Here is a 16613-nt window from a genome sequence, read left to right on the forward strand (position 1 = left end):
GGCTCACACCGTCGTGGGCAGTGCTTTCGCGCCATCTTCGGTGACTCGCGTGGCTCCGAAGTAGTCGCGGGTGTCGATCGGGTCGAACCGGATCACAGCACCTGTACGCGGCGCGTCGATCATGTACCCGCCTCCGACATAAATGCCGACATGCCGGATGGCCCGTGAATTGGTGGGATCGTCCGAGAAGAACACGAGGTCGCCGGGGAGCAGTTCGTCCCGGCTCGGGTGCGGTCCCGCGTTGTACTGGTCGTTGGCGACGCGCGGGAGCTTGATGCCCACGGTCTCGTAGGCGGCCTGGGTCAGGCCCGAGCAGTCGAAGCGTCCGCCCTGCTCAGCGGTACCGGTGCCGCCCCACAGATAGGGCGTGCCGAGCTTCTTCTGCGCGTACTCGATCGCGCCGGCGGCCTGCTCGGAGGGGTCGACCCGCCCGACGGGCGCCGCGAAGCTCTCCGAGAGCGTCGTGATCCTCTTCACGTAGTTCCGGGTCTCGCTGTACGGCGGCACGCCCCCGTACTTGATCACCGCGTACGCCCCCGCGTTGTACGCGGCCAGCATGTTTTCGGTCTGATTCCCGCCAACCTTCTTCACGTACGAGGCGAGTTCGCAGTCGTACGACGCGGCAGAGGGAATCGCGTCCTTGGGGTCCCACACATCCCGGTCCCCGTCCTTGTCCCCGTCGATGCCGTGCGAGGCCCAGGTGCCGGGGATGAACTGCGCTATCCCCTGCGCGGCGGCGTGGCTCTGGGCCCTCGGGTTGAACCCGCTCTCCTGGTAGAGCTGGGCGGCGAGCAGGGCCGGGCTGATGGCGGGGCAGAGGTTGCCCCACTTCTGCACCAGGGCCGAGTACGCGGCGGGCACCGCCCCCTTGGCCAGCGCCTTCGCCCCACCGCCCACGCCGTTGGCCAGGTTCCCGGCGACGATGTAGACCCCGACGACGAGCAGCATCACGAAGGCCAGGGCGGAGCTGATCGCAACACCCGCCACGATCCATGCCTTACGCACCGTCAACCGCCCCTCACCGCACGCGAGTCCGTCGCCTGGTCAGTGTAGAGGGGGCTGCCGCACTCAGGAATGATCACGAAGAGGAGAGTCGGGGGCGGAAAGAAGAACCGGCCACGGCACGGGCGGCACGGCTGAAGCACGCCTGGGGGAATCGACGCACGGGGTCGTCACGGGAGCGGGGGACCCACCCCTTCTTACGCCGGTCCCCCCACTCTCACGCCGGTTCCCCCACGGTCAGCGGATAGTGCGTGCCCGTCAGCTCCTCCGACACCCGCCACAGCCGGCGGGCCGTCAGCGGGTCGCTGGCCGCGTGGGAGCGGCTCACCAGGGTCGGGGCGCCGCGCATCTCGCCCAGGCCGTCGGGGCCGACGTAGCTCGCGCCGGGCAGGTCCTGGGTGGCGGCGTAGAGGGTGGGGAGGGCGCCCGCCCGGTCGTCCTGCGCGAGGAACCTGTTGCCGAGGCGCATGAAGGCGCGCGCCGCCGGGTTGGCCGCGTGGCTCTGGAGGTTGGTGGCCGCGTAGCCGGGGTGGGCGGCCAGGGCGCGGACGGTGGAGCCCGACTCCGCAAGCCGGCGCTGGAGTTCCAGGGTGAACAGGAGGTTCGCCAGCTTGGACTGGGCGTAGGCGCGCTGCGGGGTGTAGTTCGCCGTCAGGTCCAGGTCGTCGAAGCCGATCGTCGCGCCGCCCCAGCGGTGGGCGCCCGAGGAGACCGTGACGACACGGTCGGTGATGTGCGGGAGCAGCAGGTTGGTGAGGGCGAAGTGACCGAGATGGTTCGTACCGAACTGCATCTCGAAGCCGTCCTTGGTGCGCTGCCTGGGGAGCATCATCACGCCGGCGTTGTTGATCAGCGCGTGCAGCGGCTCCCGCCAGGCCTCGGCGAACTCCCGCACGGAGGAGAGGTCCGCCAGGTCCAGGCGCCGCACCTCGGTGCTGCCGTGCACGGTCGCCGCCGCGGCCCGCCCCCGCTCCGGATCCCGTACGGCGAGGACGACGTGCGCCCCCGCCCGGGCCAGCCCGTCGGCCGCGGTGAGACCGATGCCGCTGTTGGCGCCGGTGACGACGACGGTCCGGCCGGTGAGGTCCGGCAGGCGGCGCGCGTTCCCTGCCTCGTTGCTCTTCGTCTTCTGCTCAGCCATACCCTCGAATGTAGACGCCGACAACAATGCTGTCAACGACAACAATGATGGCGGTATCAACATCGGGATACGATGGTGCGCATGCCCGAGAGCCGCCCCTACCACCACGGAGACCTGCGCTCCACCCTGCTCGCCGGTGCCGAGCGCACCCTGCGGGAGAAGGGGGCCGGCGCGCTCTCGCTGCGCGAACTGGCCCGCGAGGCCGGCGTCAGCCATGCCGCACCGGGCCGCCACTTCAAGGACAAGCAGACCCTGCTCAACGCCCTCGCACTCGCCGGATACGACCGGCTGGGCCAGGCCCTGGACGGCGCCGACGACGCCGCCCTCCCGCTGGAGCGGCGGCTCACCGCCCTCGCCCGGAGCTATCTCGCCTTCGCGATCGACAACGCCGAGCTGCTGGAGCTCATGTACGCCCGCAAGCACGAGCCGGACGCCTCGGAGCAGATGGCCGCGGCCGTCGACCGGACGGTGGGCTCCCTGGAGCGGGTCATCGCCGACGCCCAGGAGCGCGGCGAGATCATCGCGGGCGACCCGCAGCACCTCACCCTGCTGACCGGCGCCACCCTCCAGGGCATCGCCTCCTTCGCGGCGGGCGGCATGCTCGCCCCCGAGGCGGCCCTGGACGGCATCGAGGAGCTCGTCCACCTCCTCCTGCACGGCCTCAAGCCCCGCTGATCCCAGGCCCCTTGGTCAAGCCGCACCCATCCCCCGGCCATCGAGCCGCCATCGACCAGTAAGCCCGGCCTCCCCTTCAGCAATACGGAGGTCAGGATTCCGAAAGCCGTCTTGTTGTCACGTACTCAACAAGCGATCGTCGTCGCGGGTCGCCGCCCCCGCCGGGAATCACACCGGCGGTTCCCCCACCCGCAGGCCTCTGTCCACCACTGCCAGGAGGCTGTACCTTGCGCACGACATCGCCCGACACCCCCTCCACCCGCCGTAGATGGGGCCGCACCGGCTCCGCCGTCATCGCCACCGCCGCGCTCCTGCTCACCGGCCTCGCCACCGCCGCCCACGCGGACGCGTCCCCGGCCGGCTCCCCCAAGGTCACCTGGACCCGTTCCTGCGCCCTCCCCCGGCACAAGAACGAGATGGCCTGCAACGCCCTGCGCGTCACAGGCGGCCGCACCGCCTTCCAGCAGCAGCACGGCATCTCGGCCATGGCCGCCGAGGCCTCCTCCCCCTCCGGCTACGGCCCCACCGACCTCCGCAGCGCCTACGGCCTCACCTCCGCCGCCGCGAACAACGGCTCCGGCCGGACCATCGCCATCGTCGACGCCTACGACGACCCGAACGCGGAGTCCGACCTCGCCACCTACCGCTCGCACTACGGCCTGCCCGCCTGCACCACGGCCAACGGCTGCTTCAAGAAGGTGAGCCAGACCGGCTCCACCACCTCCCTCCCCACCGCCGACAGCGGCTGGGCCGGCGAGATCTCCCTCGACCTCGACATGGCGAGCGCCGTCTGCCCGAACTGCCACATCACCCTCGTCGAGGCCAAGTCCGCCTCCATGGCCAACCTGGGCACCGCCGTCAACGAGGCCGTCGGCCTGGGCGCCAAGTACGTCTCCAACAGCTACGGCGGCGGCGAGTCCTCCTCCGACGCGACGTACGACTCCTCGTACTTCAACCACCCGGGCGTCGCCATCACCGTCAGCGCGGGTGACGCGGGCTACGGCGCCGAGTACCCGGCGGCGTCCAAGTACGTGACGGCCGTCGGCGGCACCAGCCTCACCGCCTCCTCCACCACCCGCGGCTGGAGCGAGAGCGTCTGGCGGACCAGCGGCACCGAAGGCACCGGCTCCGGCTGCTCCGCCTACGACACCAAGCCCGCCTGGCAGACCGACACCGGCTGCGCCAAGCGCATGATCGCCGACGTCTCGGCCGTCGCCGACCCGGCGACCGGCGTCTCCGTCTACGACACCTACGGCGCCGACGGCCAGGGCTGGGCCACCTACGGCGGCACCAGTGCCTCCGCCCCGATCATCGCGAGCGTCTACGCCCTGGCCGGCACCCCGTCCAGCGGCTCCTACCCGGCGAAGTTCCCCTACGCGAACACCTCCGCCCTGAACGACGTCACCAGCGGCTCCAACGGCAGCTGCACCACCGGCTACTTCTGCACCGCCCGGACGGGCTACGACGGCCCGACCGGCTGGGGCACTCCCGAGGGACTCGGCGCCTTCACCGGCTGACCCTTCCGATCCCGTGACAGAACGTCACCGAGGAACGGGCCGCGGCATCCCAGCCGCGGCCCGTTCGCCGCGTTCGGTAGCCTTCACCCGGAGAACACGGGCGCGACCACTCACCCGACCGACCGTCAAAAACGGTCCGTAAAGGTGACATGGGACGTAAAAAGGCACAACGACGGAACCTCACGACAGGTTTCACTCAGGCCTCATTGCCCGTCGTGACCTGCCGTGATACACAGAGTGACCATACGATCCTTCGCACACCGTCCGTCGCCTCCCCTAGGGGCCGGCGCGGAACGGTGGCAAGGTATTCGTACGAAACCCGCCAATCAATGACGCCAAGTCGACATCCGGCAGCGTCATTGTCGGCGAGAATGAGGCCTGACCTCTGCACGACCGCAGAGGGTACGGAACTACCCAACAGGGGCGGTGACTTACATGCTCTTTGCGGCCGATAAGGGAGACATCAACACGATCATCGGCGGGATCGCTCCGGACTGGGGCCCCTTCGGCAGCCTGGGCAACGAGGCCAAGGTGATGATCGAGGTCGTGATGGCGGTCGCCATCCTGCTCTGCCTCGGCATCGCCATCTGGGGCGCGGCCAAGCAGCGCATCGGTGCCACTGCCCTCCGGGACACGTTCAGCGCGGAACAGGGCAAAGGCCTCATCATCGCCGGCCTCACAGGAGTCTTCATCATCGGCTCCCTCGGCACGCTGTTCACCATCGTGTACGGCATGGCCGTGTAGCCCGGGCACCATCCGCCCGGCCGGGCGCGCCCGGCTCCTCCATCCCACCCGCCCGTCGTGCCCACCGGCTGAGGTTGCGTTTCCCTGATGTCGAGTCACCACACCGCGCCCGCGCGGGAACCAGCACGGCTACCGTCGTACGAGGAGTATGAGAAGTACGACCGGTACCAAGTGTTTCCGCACGACGTCGAGGGGGCGTACGCGGCATGAGTCTCGGTGACGAGCACGAGGCCTCCGGCGGCTACGGCGGCACGGGCCAGACCCGCACCCGCCTGCCCGACACCGACCCCGACGCCTACGGCACCCCCCGCCGCACCCCCCGCTCCTCCTCCCGCAGCCTGGTCACGGTGGTCGGCGTCGTAGTCCTCCTCCTCGCGGCCATCGCCTTCGCGAACCGCGGGGGCGGCGATACCGACAAGACCGAGTCCTCCGGCAACAAACCGGAGACAGCGGCCACGGCGCCTTCGGGCCAACGCCCCGTCCAGTCCAAGTCGGGCGACATCCCGTCGGGCTTCCGGCAGGACCAGGTGGGGGCGGAGAGCGCGGCGGCCAACTACGCCGTGGTGCTGGTCTCGGCCGACATCCTCAAGCCCGTACGGCGCACCGAGATCGTCCGACAGGTGTTCGACGCCGACCGAGTCTCCGAGCTTGAGAGAAACCTCGACCAGGTGTACGACAAGGCGTTCCTCGACAAGGTCGGCCTGGACGAGAACGGCGAGGCGCCGAAGGGCAGCACGTACGTCTCCCGCACCATGCCGGTCGGCACCAGAACCACCGAGTACTCGGGCAGCGCCGCCACCGTCGAGGTCTGGTGCACAGGTGTGTTCGGGATGACGGGGGAGAGCTCGCAGAACCCGGTCACCAACGACTGGTTCACCATGACCCTGAAGTTGCGCTGGACCGACGGCGACTGGAAGGTCGACAGCTTCTCCCAGAAGGAAGGCCCTGCGCCGGTCAACGGCGACAACAAGGTGTCGACGTCGGACGACATCTCGAAGGCCGTCGAGGAGTTCGGAGGGTTCACGTATGCCCGGTAGCCCGCGCCGCGCAGTCAAGCTCGCCGCCACCCTCACCGCCGTACAGACCACCGTGATCCTGCTCGCCGGCCGAGCGGTGGCGGCGCCCACGCCTTCGCCCACGCCCAGCGACGACAACTGCTCCCTGCTCTCCGGCAGGGCCAGAGAGATCTGCGAAGGCGACACCGGCAGCGCCGGTGGCGGCGGAGGCGGCGGCACCTCCCGCCTCGACCCCACCTCCACCCTCGACCCCCTCTCCTCCCTCGCCAAGGGCTGCGCCGAAGCCGCCTCATGGACCGTCGACAAGCTCAGCGTCGCCGTGAAGGAGACGGCCAACGTCGACTTCACCAACCCCAAGTTCCTCCAGCAGTACGCCGTCGTCTTCGCCGCCTCGACGGTCCTCACGCTCCTGCTCTGGCTCATGGCCGTGGCCAAACGAGCCGTCCGCGGCGTCCCCCTCAGCACCGCCATCGGCGAAGCCATCGGCTTCCTCTGGCTGACCGTGCTGGCCTCCGCCTTCACCCCCCTGATCCTCTACACCGTCGTATCGGCCACGGACGGCATCACCGAGGTCCTCGCGAAGGCCACCGGCGACCAGACCGACGCCTTCTTCGGCACGTTCTCCGAGGCCCTCAAGAAGGGCGAGGACATCGGCGGCGGCCCGATCATGCTGATCGTCGTCTCCCTGGTCAGCATCCTCGCCGCCGGCGTCCTCTGGCTGGAGCTCGTCATCCGCGCCGCCCTGCTCTACGTCGGCGCCCTCCTCGGCACCGTCGTCTACGCCGGACTCGTCGACAAGAACCTCTGGGGCCACGTCCGCCGCTGGGCGGGCATCATGATCGCGGTGATCCTGATCAAGCCCGTCATCGTCATCGTGCTCGGCCTCGCCGGCGCGCTCTCCGCCGACGACGGCCCGGACGCCTTCTCCGCCGTCGTCTCCGGCCTCGCCATCATCCTGCTCGCCATCTTCGCCAGCGCGATGATCTACCGCTTCGTCCCCGGCTTCGGCGACGAGATCGCCGGCTCCCGCAACAACCGCCTCATGCAGGGCGCCGAGGGCAAGGCCGCCGCGGTCATCAGCTCCCCGGCGACCCTGGTCGCGCAGGGCATCAAGACCCACAGCTCCCGCGCGGACAACAAGGGCGGCTCAGGCGGCCAGTCCTCCGCCCCCCGCCCCTCGAACCCCGCCTCCGGCGGAGTCGCCGCGCACAGCTCGCGCCCCTCGAACGGCGGCGGCGGATCTGTCCCCTCCGCCGCACCCGCACCCCGTTCGAGCAGCCCCGTCAACACTCCCCACGCCAGCAACACCCGCAACAGCAGCAGCAACCGCACGGGAGGTGAAGGGCGTTGACGACCGAGTCCCACGTGTCCCATCCGGTCACGCCCCGCCGTACATATCTGATCGGCCGCGCCCGGCCGAACGCGATCATCGGCCGCAACCGCGAGACCGGCGAGATCGCCCTGATCGTCGTGGGCGCGTTCCTCGGCATGATGTGCGGACTCCTCGTCCCCGTGCTGTCCCTGCGCATCGTGCTGCTGGCCGGGTTCCCGATGCTGGCGCTGGCCGCGGTGTACGTGCCGTTCAAGCACCGCACGTTCTACAAGTGGTTCGAGATCAACCGCAGCTACAAGCGGACCCTCAAGCGGGGCACCACCTACCGCTCGACGGCCGTCGAGGCCGGCACCCGACTGGACGGCCGTGAGGTCGAGGTCGGACCGCCCCCGGGCATCGGCCGCGTCACCTGGCTGGCCGCCCCCTTCGGGCCCGACGAGATCGCCGTACTGCTGCACGCCGACCGCAAGACCGTCACCGCCGCCATCGAGATCGAGGGCCCCGGCGTCGGCCTGCGCGACTCCGAGGACCAGGAGGCCCTGGTCGACCGCTTCGGCACCCTGCTCAAGCACGTGGCCAACGGCGACGGCTTCGTCACCCGTCTGCAGATGCTCGCCCGCACCCTCCCCGCCGACCCGGACGCGCACGCCAAGGACGTCTCCGTCCGCGGCGACGAGAAGTCACCGCCGTGGCTGCAGCAGTCGTACGACCAGCTCCAGTCGATGGTGTCCACCAGCAGTGAGCAGCACCGCGCCTACCTCGTCGCCTGCATGCACTACACGCGCGAGCTCGCCGCCGAGGCCAACGCCATGGCCCGGGCCGCCCGCGCCCACGGTGGCAAGGTCGACCGGGACGCCGGGCTCGCCGTCGTCATGGCCCGCGAGCTGACCGACATCTGCTCGCGCCTGCAGGAGGCCGACATCCGCGTACGGCAGCCGCTCGGTCAGGGGCGACTGTCCTCGCTGATCCACTCCATGTACGACCCGGACCACCCGATCGACCACATCCAGGCGATGTCGAAACGCAATGCCTGGCCGGCCGAGCTGGACGCCATGGAGCCCACGTATCTCCAGGCCAAGACCCGGGAGTCCAGCACCCGCGCCCCCTGGTGCCACGCCACCGCCTGGGTGAAGGAGTGGCCGATGACCCCCGTCGGCGTCAACTTCCTCGCCCCTCTCCTCGTCCACACCCCGGACGTCATCCGCACGGTCGCCGTCACGATGGACCTCGAACCCACCGAGGTCGCCATCGAGCGCATGCTCACCGAGAAGACCAACGACGAGGCCGAGGCGTCCCGCGCCGCCAAGATGAACCGCACCGTCGACCCGCGCGACGTCGCCGCGAACTCCCGGCTCGACCAGCGCGGCGAGGACCTCGCCAGCGGCGCGGCCGGCGTCAACCTCGTCGGCTACATCACCGTCTCCTCCCGCACACCCGACGCCCTCGCCCGCGACAAGCGGACGATCAGGGCCTCGGCCGGAAAGTCGTACCTGAAGCTGGAATGGTGCGACCGCGAGCACCACCGCGCCTTCGTGAACACCCTTCCCTTCGCCACCGGCATTCGGAGGTAGGACCTGATGCGGGACCCGCTGTCCGTCCTCACCGACGCCTTCACGTCCTTCCTCTTCGGGAAGGTCGAGACGACCAGGCTCCCGGTGCGCACGTCCACGGGCCAGGCCCAGGCGGTGTACCTGCCGACGGCGGCCCCGGGCCTCGGCGACTCCGGCGTCATCATCGGCCGCGAGGTGTACTCCGGAAAGGGATACATCTACGACCCCTTCCAGCTGTACGGCCAGCAGCTCCCCGCCCCCCACTGGCTGGTCCTCGGCGAGTCCGGCAACGGCAAGTCGGCGCTGGAGAAGACGTACGTCCTGCGCCAGCTCCGCTTCCGCGACCGCCAGGTCGTCGTCCTGGACGCCCAGGGCGAGGACGGCGTCGGCGAGTGGAACCTCATCGCCCAGGAGCTGGGTATAACCCCCATCCGCCTGGACCCGATGGCCGCCCTGGACATGGGGATCCGCCTCAACCCGCTCGACCCGGCGATCACGACGACGGGCCAGCTCGCGCTGCTCCGCACGATCATCGAGGTCGCGATGGGCCACGGCCTGGACGAACGCTCCGGCTTCGCCCTGAAGGTCGCGCACGCCTACGTCAACGAGACCATCGTCGACCGCCAGCCGGTCCTCACCGACATCGTCGAGCAGCTGCGCCACCCCGAACCCGAGTCGGCCGAGGCGATGAACGTCGCCATAGACGACGTACGGGCCTGGGGCCTGGATGTCGCGCTGGTCCTGGACCGCCTGGTCGACGGCGACCTCCGAGGCATGTTCGACGGCCCGACGACGGTCGGCATCGACCTCGACGCGCCCCTCATCGTCTTCGACCTGTCCCACATCGACCGCAACTCCATCGCCATGCCCATCCTCATGGCGATCGTCGGCGTGTGGCTGGAGCACACCTGGATCCGCCCCGACCGGAAGAAGCGCATCTTCCTGGTCGAGGAGGCCTGGCACATCATCAACAGCCCCTTCGTGGCGCAGCTGTTCCAGCGACTGCTGAAGTTCGGCCGACGGCTCGGCCTGTCCTTCGTCGCGGTCGTCCACCACCTCTCGGACGTCGTCGACGGCGCGGCGGCCAGAGAGGCGGCGGCCATCCTGAAGATGGCCTCGACGCGGACGATCTACGCCCAGAAGGCAGACGAGGCACGAGCGACCGGCCGCGTCCTCGGCCTCCCCCGCTGGGCGGTCGAGATCATCCCGACCCTCACCCCGGGCATCGCCGTCTGGGACGTCAACGGCAACGTCCAGGTCGTCAAACACCTGATCACGGAGACCGAACGCCCGCTGGTCTTCACCGACCGCGCGATGACCGAGTCCTCCGCCGACCTCGCGGACGACGAGGCCCTGCGCGCCGCCGAACTGGAGGCGGAGGAACGGGCCGCGGCCTTCGTGGAACACCACCTGGGCGACTCCGAATCGACGGTGGCGTAGAGGGAGAACGCGTGAGACCGGACGACCGCCGCACCCAGCGGGACGGCCAGGGAGGCATCCCCGACGGCCTGCTGATCGGCATACTCGCGTTCCTCCTCGGCATGACCCTGCTGGTGTGGACGGCCACCGGCCTCGCCGCCTGGTTCGCCCACGGCTCCTGGCCGTCCGGCGTCACCTTCACCCGCACGCCCCTCGCCATGCGCGGCCTCATCGCCCAGCCCCACGACCTTCCCGGCGCCTGGCCGGACACACCCCCCGGCGAACTCTCGGGCTACGGCCTGTTCTGGGGCCTGTTCATCGGCCAGTTGATGATCCTGGTCGTCCTGACGGTCTTCGTGATGGGCACACTGGCCCGATGGAGGGCGGTCCGCGCGAGGCGCCGGGAGGAACGGGCGACGGCTACGGCACCGGGCCCGGCAGCGGGCGCGTACGAGCCCCACACACCGGCGCAACACGAGACCCGGGCGGCGGTGCGGGAGCACACATTCCCGGCGGCACAGCACGAGGTCCCGGCGCGGGCTCCGTACGACCTCCAGGGAACGGCACAGCACGAGGTCCCGCCACGGGCGCAGCACGACCTCCAGGGAACGGCACAGCACGAGATCCCGCCACGGGCGCAGCACGACCTCCAGGGAACGGCACAGCACGAGATCCCGGCAACGACGCAGGAGCCCGCCTCCCCGGCAGCCCAGCACAATCTCCGGGCAGCGGCGCAGCACGCTGCCCCGGCTGCGGCGCACCAGGAGATTCCGGCAGCGGCACACGAGCGCACCGCCCCGGCGCCGCAGCACGAGCTCCCCACCCCCCGCCGCTCGCCCGCCGACCCCACGGGCCCCCTGGACGCGACAGCGACCCCGGCACCTCTGTTCGCCCAGGAACGGGTGGGCGGGTGGGAAAAAATCCTCGTAGCCCCAAGGGAAGCCCGCCAGACCACCGCCACCCAGGCGGTACGCGACGCGGAAGGCCCGGCCCTCATCGTCACGTCGAACCCCGCCCTCTGGCAGAGCACCAAGGACGCCAGAGCCAAACTGGGCCCCACCCACCTCTACGACCCCACCCACCTCTGCGACACCCCGTCCCGCCTCCACTGGTCCCCCACAGCCGGCTGCGAGGACAAGGCAACGGCGACCGCGAGAGCCACCGCCCTCCTCACCCCCGTCCGCCCCACCGCCAAACTCGACCAAGCCCTCAGCGACACAGCCGAGACACTCCTGCGGAGCTACCTGCACGCCGCGGCCATCGACGGCCGCACCATCCGCCACGTCCACCGCTGGTCACAGGGCACCCAGATCCAGGACGCCGTACGCATCCTCCGTACGAACCCCAAGGCCGCCCCGGGCGCCGCCGGCGAACTCGAAGGCACTCTCACCGCCCACCCGGAACGCCGGGACATGGCCCAGCAGTTGACCACCCGCGCCCTCGCGGCCCTCTCCACGGTCAACATCCGCGAAGCCTGCACTCCCAACCGAAGTGATGCCCTCGCCTTGGATTCCTTCGTCCACGAAGGGGGCACGCTTTATGTGGTGGGGGAATCCATCGAGGACCCCAGGACCAAGCCGGGCGCGATGCCCTTCCTGACGGCCCTCGTCTCCAGCGTGGTCGAGCGCGGCCGGCACATGGCCGAACGGTCATCCTCCGGTCGCCTCGACCCACCAATGACGCTCGTCCTGGACGACGTCGCAGCCGTGGCTCCGCTTCCCCAGCTGCCGGAGCTGCTGGCCACCGGAGCGGACCGGGGCATGCCGACCCTGGCCCTGCTCCGGTCCCGCGAACAGGGCCGCGCCCGCTGGCCGCACGACGAACTACCTGTCTGAGCGCGCTCACTCCCGCTCGAGCACGAACTCCAACTCCCGCTCCCCCGCGTCCCCCAGCGGCACGGTCACCCCGCTCGGCAGAAACCCCGCGCGCCGATAGAACCGCTGCGCCCGCCCGTTCTCCTCGTGCACGATGAGCCGCACCCGCTCAAGCCCCTGCGCCCACGACCATTCCAGGGCCGCGTCGAACAGCACCTCGGTCAGCCCGCTCCCGCGCTCCTCGGGCCGTACGAACACAGCGACGACATGCCCCTGCTTCCGCTCCACCTCGAACCCGGCCCAGTCCGTCGTCCCGGGCTCCTCCACGAGCACGGTCAACGTCCCCACCCACAGCCCGTCAGGCCCCTCGGCGATGATCTGCTGTGCCCTGTCCGCCCCTTCGGCGGCACGCGCCGTCCGCTCCTGCCAGAAGGAGTCCGGCTTGGCCACGGCCTCCTCGTACGTCTCCAGAAAGGCGAGGTGCGCCACCGGGTCCCGCAGCGCCGCGAGCCGCAGTTCCTTCGCCGCGGGCCACTCGTCAGCACGGACGGACCGGATCACATAGCTCATGCGGGCCACGGTAGTACCCGGGTACGACACCCCTCACCCCGATTACCGCCGCGGGTCCGACGCCCGCCGCCCCGGCACGCACGAGCATCGAAGCATGCTGACGGCACACGAACTGACCAAACGCTACGGCGACCGGACGGTCGTCACGGACCTGTCCTTCACCGTCCGACCCGGCACCGTCACCGGCTTCCTCGGCCCGAACGGCGCCGGCAAGTCCACGACCATGCGGATGATCCTCGGCCTCGACGCCCCCACCCGCGGCCACGCGACCGTGGGCGGACGCTCCTACGCCGCACACCCCGCACCCCTCACCGAGGTCGGCACCCTGCTGGAGGCCCGCTCGGTCCACCCCGGCCGCACCGCCTACCACCACCTGCGCGCCCTCGCCCACACCCACGGCATCCCCCGCGCACGCGTCGAACAGGTCCTCGCCCTCACCGGCCTCACGGACGTCGCCCACCGCCGCGTCAAGGGCTTCTCCCTCGGCATGGGCCAACGCCTCGGCATCGCCGCCGCCCTCCTCGGCGACCCGGCCACCGTCGTCCTCGACGAACCGGTCAACGGCCTCGACCCCGAGGGCGTCCTGTGGATCCGTACCCTCCTCAAGTCCCTCGCCGCCGAGGGCCGCACGGTCTTCGTCTCCTCCCACCTGATGAGCGAGATGGCCCTCACCGCCGAGCACCTGGTCATCATCGGCCGCGGCCGCCTCCTCGCCGACACCACGGTCACCGACTTCGTACGCGACTCCGGCACGGGCACCACCAAGGTCGTCACCCCGGAGGCCGCCACCCTCGTAGACCTCCTCTCCTCCCCCGGCATCGACATCACCACCGACACCCCCGGCACCCTCCAGGTCCGCGGCACGGACGCCGAACACATCGGCCGCACGGCAGCCGCCCACGGCATCCCCCTCTACGAACTCACCCCGAGCACCACCTCCCTGGAAGAGGCCTTCATGGACCTCACCCGCGACGCGGTCGAGTACACGGCGACCCTGGAAGGAGCGGCAGCATGACCACGACGGCCCTCCCCTACCGCGTGACCCCGGCCCGCGTCCTGCGCTCCGAGTGGCACAAGCTCTGGACGCTGCGCTCCACCTGGGTCACCCTGGTCGCGACCAGCGCCCTCACCGCCGCCATGGGCGCGGGCCTGGGCGCCTCCTACGACGGCACCGGCGAACGCGAGATGGACACGGTCCTCTTCGTCCTCCTCGGCACCCAGTTCGCCCAGATCAACCTCGCCGTCCTGGGCATCCTGGCCACCGCGGGCGAGTACTCCACGGGCCAGATCCGGGCCACGATGACCGCCGTCCCCCGCCGCCTGCCCGTCCTGTGGTCCAAGGCCGCCGTCCTGGCCGCGGTGGCGTTCCCCCTCACCTTGGCGACGAACCTCCTCACCTTCCCCCTCGCCCAGTCCTTCCTCTCCGGCACCGACCAGTCCGCCGCCCTCGGCGACCCGGGCGTCCTGCGCGCCCTCGCCGGCAACGCGGCCGGCCTCACCCTGCTGGCCGTCCTCGCCCTCGGCATCGGCGCCCTGGTCCGCTCGGTCCCGATGGCCATCGGCGCCTTCATCGGACTCATCATGATCGTCCCGGAGATCCTGGCCATGCTCCCGTACGAGTTCGTCGGCGACGCCGTCCGCCACTTCCCCGGCAAGGCCCTGGAAGCCCTCACCACCGCCCAGCCCCTGCCCGGCGCGACCTCCCCGAGCGCGGCCCTGCTGGCCATGCTCCTGTGGACGGCGGCGACCCTCGCGACAGCGGCGACGGTGCTGCGCCGCCGAGACGTCTGACACGCGGCATCGGAAACCCGGACGATGGACCCCGTGACGGAAGACAGGGCGCCGGAGCCCCTCACCGAGTACGCCCACCGCATCACCCGCAAGGTGCGCGCCTTCGACCAACGCCACCCGCTTCTGTGGGACCTGCACTTCACCGGTTTCTGGGTGACGGCGGCCCTGATCGACTACGGCGGCGGAGGCTGGCGCCACAACGCGCACAACCTGGATGTCCCCGGCTGGCTCCTCTTCACCCTGAGCCTCGGCCTCTCGGCCCCCCTGCTCCGGCGTCGCACCCACCCCGGCGCCGTCCTGGTCACGATGGTGCCCTTCGCCGTCGTCAACGCATGGACCGGCGCCGCGCTCCAAGCAGCCCTGCTCCAGCTGGCCGTGATCTACCACATCGCCCTGCGCCGCACCCTGCGCGACCTGTGGTGGGCCACGGCCCTGATGTTGACCCCGGTCCTCGTGACGACCGCCCGCTACGGCGATGAGGGCAGCTGGGAACAGCAGATCGGCTCACAGCTCATGTCGATCACCGTGGCCGCCCTCATCGGCATCACGGTCCGCACCCGCCGCAACTACACCGAGGCCCTGGAGGACCGCGCCCGCCGCCTGGAGACCGAGCGCGACCAGCAGGCCCAAATCGCCACCGCCGCCGAACGCGCCCGCATCGCCCGCGAGATGCACGACATCATCGGACACAACCTCTCGGTCATCACCGGTCTGGCCGACGGCGGCCGCTACGCCGCCGCCAAGTCCCCTGAGCGCGCCGGCCAGGCCCTCGAAGCCATCGCTACCACAAGCCGCCAGGCCCTCACCGAACTCCGTCGCCTCCTCGACGTCCTACGGGAGGAGGAGAAGAACCAGGCCGAACTGACACCCCAACCCGGCCTCACCGACCTCGACCAACTCCTCGACGGCGTACGCTCCGCAGGCCTCCCCGTCCACATCACCACCCGCGGCACCCCCACACTCCCCCCGGGCCGCCAGCTCACCGTCTACCGCGTCATCCAGGAAGCCCTCACCAACACCCTCAAACACGCCGGCCCCGGCGCCACCGCGGAGATAGACCTGTCCTACGAGGAGAAGGCCGCCGTCACCGTCGACATCACGGACACAGGCAACGGCCGCAGAACGGACGACGCTCCTCCCCGAGACGGTCGTGGACTACCCGGAATGCGCGAGCGAACCGCTCTGTACGACGGCACACTTGAGGCCGGCCCTCGCCCCCACCCTGAGCAGGGCTGGCGCGTCCGTCTCCATCTCCCGGAGGAAACCCCGCAGTGACCACGGTCCTCATCGCCGACGACCAGCCCCTCCAGCGCTTCGGCTCTCGCATGCTCCTGGAGAGCCAGGACGATATGACGGTCGTCGGCGAGGCCGCGAACGGCAGCGAAGCGGTCCGCATGACGGCGGAGCTCCACCCCGACGTCGTCCTGATGGACATCCGCATGCCCGGCCTGGACGGCATCGAGGCGACCCGCCGCATCGCCGCCGCCGGCGACCGCACCCGCATCCTGATCGTCACCACCTTCGACCTGGACGAATACGCCTACGCCGGCCTCCGCGCCGGCGCCTCCGGATTCCTCGTCAAGGACGCCCAGCCCGAGGAACTCCTCTCCGGCATCCGCGCGGTGGCCACCGGCGACGCGGTCGTCGCCCCCAGCCTGACCCGCCGCCTCCTGGACTCCTACGTCCACCACCTGCCGACCGACCCCTCGGCCGAGGACCTGACACAGGAGGACCCACGCCTCGCGTCCCTCACCGACCGGGAACGGGAAATCCTCACGGTCATCGGCCAGGGCTGGACGAACACGGAGATAGCCAGTCGCCTCCACCTGGCCGAGTCGACGGTGAAAACCCACGTGGGCCGCATCCTCGCTAAGACGGGCTCCCGAGACCGTATCCAGGCGGTCATCCTGGCGTACGACACAAAACTGGTTGAGCCGTCATAACTGCCCGCGAGGGGCCCTGAAACGCAGAAAACCCCGTGCCGAATGGCACGGGGTTTTCTTTCAATGATTGTTCGGCGGCGTCCTACTCTCCCACAGGG

15 protein-coding genes are annotated in these 16613 nt (G+C 70.4%); 12 read left to right on the plus strand and 3 right to left on the minus strand.

The genetic code is table 11. The annotated features are described in order from the left end of the window. Positions 1-3: 3 nt before the first annotated feature. Together ACZ58V_RS34805 and ACZ58V_RS34810 are read right to left on the minus strand one after the other, a co-directional pair. Positions 4-1011, minus strand: a complete 1008-nt coding sequence (locus ACZ58V_RS34805) for a bifunctional lytic transglycosylase/C40 family peptidase (RefSeq protein WP_471295140.1) — start codon at positions 1009-1011, stop codon at positions 4-6. 208 nt (positions 1012-1219) lie between these two features. Further along, on the minus strand, positions 1220-2143 hold the full coding sequence (locus ACZ58V_RS34810) for an oxidoreductase (protein ID WP_471295142.1): 924 nt from the start codon (positions 2141-2143) through the stop codon (positions 1220-1222). A gap of 72 nt (positions 2144-2215) precedes the next feature. On the opposite strand from ACZ58V_RS34810, the gene ACZ58V_RS34815 reads away from it, so the two are divergent. The 8 genes from ACZ58V_RS34815 to ACZ58V_RS34850 all read left to right on the plus strand — a co-directional run bounded on the left by ACZ58V_RS34815 (position 2216) and on the right by ACZ58V_RS34850 (position 12232). Continuing rightward, positions 2216-2818 (plus strand): TetR/AcrR family transcriptional regulator, encoded by a 603-nt coding sequence (locus ACZ58V_RS34815; protein WP_471295143.1) that lies wholly within the window; start codon positions 2216-2218, stop codon positions 2816-2818. A gap of 227 nt (positions 2819-3045) precedes the next feature. Continuing rightward, positions 3046-4335: a S53 family peptidase gene (locus ACZ58V_RS34820; RefSeq protein ID WP_471295145.1), complete on the plus strand. Its 1290-nt coding sequence runs from the start codon at positions 3046-3048 to the stop codon at positions 4333-4335. A gap of 435 nt (positions 4336-4770) precedes the next feature. Then, a complete protein-coding gene (locus ACZ58V_RS34825) occupies positions 4771-5079 on the plus strand; it encodes a hypothetical protein (RefSeq protein ID WP_003991275.1) in 309 nt (102 codons plus the stop codon). A 206-nt stretch (positions 5080-5285) separates the two neighbouring features. After that, on the plus strand, positions 5286-6116 hold the full coding sequence (locus ACZ58V_RS34830) for a DUF8175 domain-containg protein (protein WP_471295147.1): 831 nt from the start codon (positions 5286-5288) through the stop codon (positions 6114-6116). Next, positions 6106-7446 carry a hypothetical protein gene (locus tag ACZ58V_RS34835; protein ID WP_471295148.1) on the plus strand — a complete coding sequence of 447 codons (1341 nt, stop codon included), beginning with the start codon at positions 6106-6108 and terminating at the stop codon, positions 7444-7446. The genes ACZ58V_RS34830 and ACZ58V_RS34835 overlap by 11 nt, the downstream gene beginning before the upstream one ends. Continuing rightward, positions 7443-8999, plus strand: a complete 1557-nt coding sequence (locus ACZ58V_RS34840; RefSeq protein ID WP_468193680.1) for an SCO6880 family protein — start codon at positions 7443-7445, stop codon at positions 8997-8999. The genes ACZ58V_RS34835 and ACZ58V_RS34840 overlap by 4 nt, the downstream gene beginning before the upstream one ends. Before the next feature lie 6 nt (positions 9000-9005). After that, the gene (locus ACZ58V_RS34845; RefSeq protein ID WP_468193677.1) at positions 9006-10418 is read left to right on the plus strand and encodes an ATP-binding protein; all 1413 of its coding nucleotides are present in this window, start codon (positions 9006-9008) and stop codon (positions 10416-10418) included. A gap of 11 nt (positions 10419-10429) precedes the next feature. Then, positions 10430-12232, plus strand: a complete 1803-nt coding sequence (locus tag ACZ58V_RS34850) for a type IV secretory system conjugative DNA transfer family protein (protein WP_471295150.1) — start codon at positions 10430-10432, stop codon at positions 12230-12232. Between the two features lie 6 nt (positions 12233-12238). On the opposite strand, the gene ACZ58V_RS34855 is transcribed toward ACZ58V_RS34850, so the two are convergent. Then, entirely contained in the window at positions 12239-12781 is a 543-nt protein-coding gene (locus ACZ58V_RS34855; RefSeq protein ID WP_471295153.1) for a GNAT family N-acetyltransferase, read from the minus strand. Between the two features lie 94 nt (positions 12782-12875). Between ACZ58V_RS34855 and ACZ58V_RS34860 the strand changes: the two genes are divergently transcribed. From ACZ58V_RS34860 to ACZ58V_RS34875, 4 genes are read left to right on the plus strand one after another with little or no spacing between them, the layout of a single operon-like run. Then, positions 12876-13796 carry an ATP-binding cassette domain-containing protein gene (locus ACZ58V_RS34860; protein WP_468193669.1) on the plus strand — a complete coding sequence of 307 codons (921 nt, stop codon included), beginning with the start codon at positions 12876-12878 and terminating at the stop codon, positions 13794-13796. Then, entirely contained in the window at positions 13793-14572 is a 780-nt protein-coding gene (locus ACZ58V_RS34865) for an ABC transporter permease (RefSeq protein ID WP_468193667.1), read from the plus strand. The genes ACZ58V_RS34860 and ACZ58V_RS34865 overlap by 4 nt, the downstream gene beginning before the upstream one ends. 24 nt (positions 14573-14596) lie before the next feature. Then, on the plus strand, positions 14597-15847 hold the full coding sequence (locus tag ACZ58V_RS34870) for a sensor histidine kinase (RefSeq protein ID WP_468193664.1): 1251 nt from the start codon (positions 14597-14599) through the stop codon (positions 15845-15847). Continuing rightward, complete coding sequence (locus ACZ58V_RS34875) at positions 15844-16515, plus strand: response regulator (RefSeq protein ID WP_471295155.1); 672 nt, start codon at positions 15844-15846, stop codon at positions 16513-16515. Before ACZ58V_RS34870 ends, ACZ58V_RS34875 begins: the two co-directional genes overlap by 4 nt. Positions 16516-16613: the final 98 nt, after the last annotated feature.

The sequence above is a fragment of the Streptomyces sp. NPDC040589 genome, assembly GCF_055594445.1.

Excerpts from the sequence above, each read along its gene's own strand:
- ACZ58V_RS34810 (WP_471295142.1), bottom strand. The coding sequence starts at position 2,143 with ATGGCTGAGCAGAAGACGAAGAGCAACGAGGCAGGGAACGCGCGCCGC.
- ACZ58V_RS34815 (WP_471295143.1), top strand. The coding sequence starts at position 2,216 with ATGGTGCGCATGCCCGAGAGCCGCCCCTACCACCACGGAGACCTGCGC.
- ACZ58V_RS34825 (WP_003991275.1), top strand. The coding sequence starts at position 4,771 with ATGCTCTTTGCGGCCGATAAGGGAGACATCAACACGATCATCGGCGGG.
- ACZ58V_RS34830 (WP_471295147.1), top strand. The coding sequence starts at position 5,286 with ATGAGTCTCGGTGACGAGCACGAGGCCTCCGGCGGCTACGGCGGCACG.
- ACZ58V_RS34835 (WP_471295148.1), top strand. The coding sequence starts at position 6,106 with ATGCCCGGTAGCCCGCGCCGCGCAGTCAAGCTCGCCGCCACCCTCACC.
- ACZ58V_RS34845 (WP_468193677.1), top strand. The coding sequence starts at position 9,006 with ATGCGGGACCCGCTGTCCGTCCTCACCGACGCCTTCACGTCCTTCCTC.
- ACZ58V_RS34855 (WP_471295153.1), bottom strand. The coding sequence starts at position 12,781 with ATGAGCTATGTGATCCGGTCCGTCCGTGCTGACGAGTGGCCCGCGGCG.
- ACZ58V_RS34860 (WP_468193669.1), top strand. The coding sequence starts at position 12,876 with ATGCTGACGGCACACGAACTGACCAAACGCTACGGCGACCGGACGGTC.
- ACZ58V_RS34865 (WP_468193667.1), top strand. The coding sequence starts at position 13,793 with ATGACCACGACGGCCCTCCCCTACCGCGTGACCCCGGCCCGCGTCCTG.
- ACZ58V_RS34870 (WP_468193664.1), top strand. The coding sequence starts at position 14,597 with ATGGACCCCGTGACGGAAGACAGGGCGCCGGAGCCCCTCACCGAGTAC.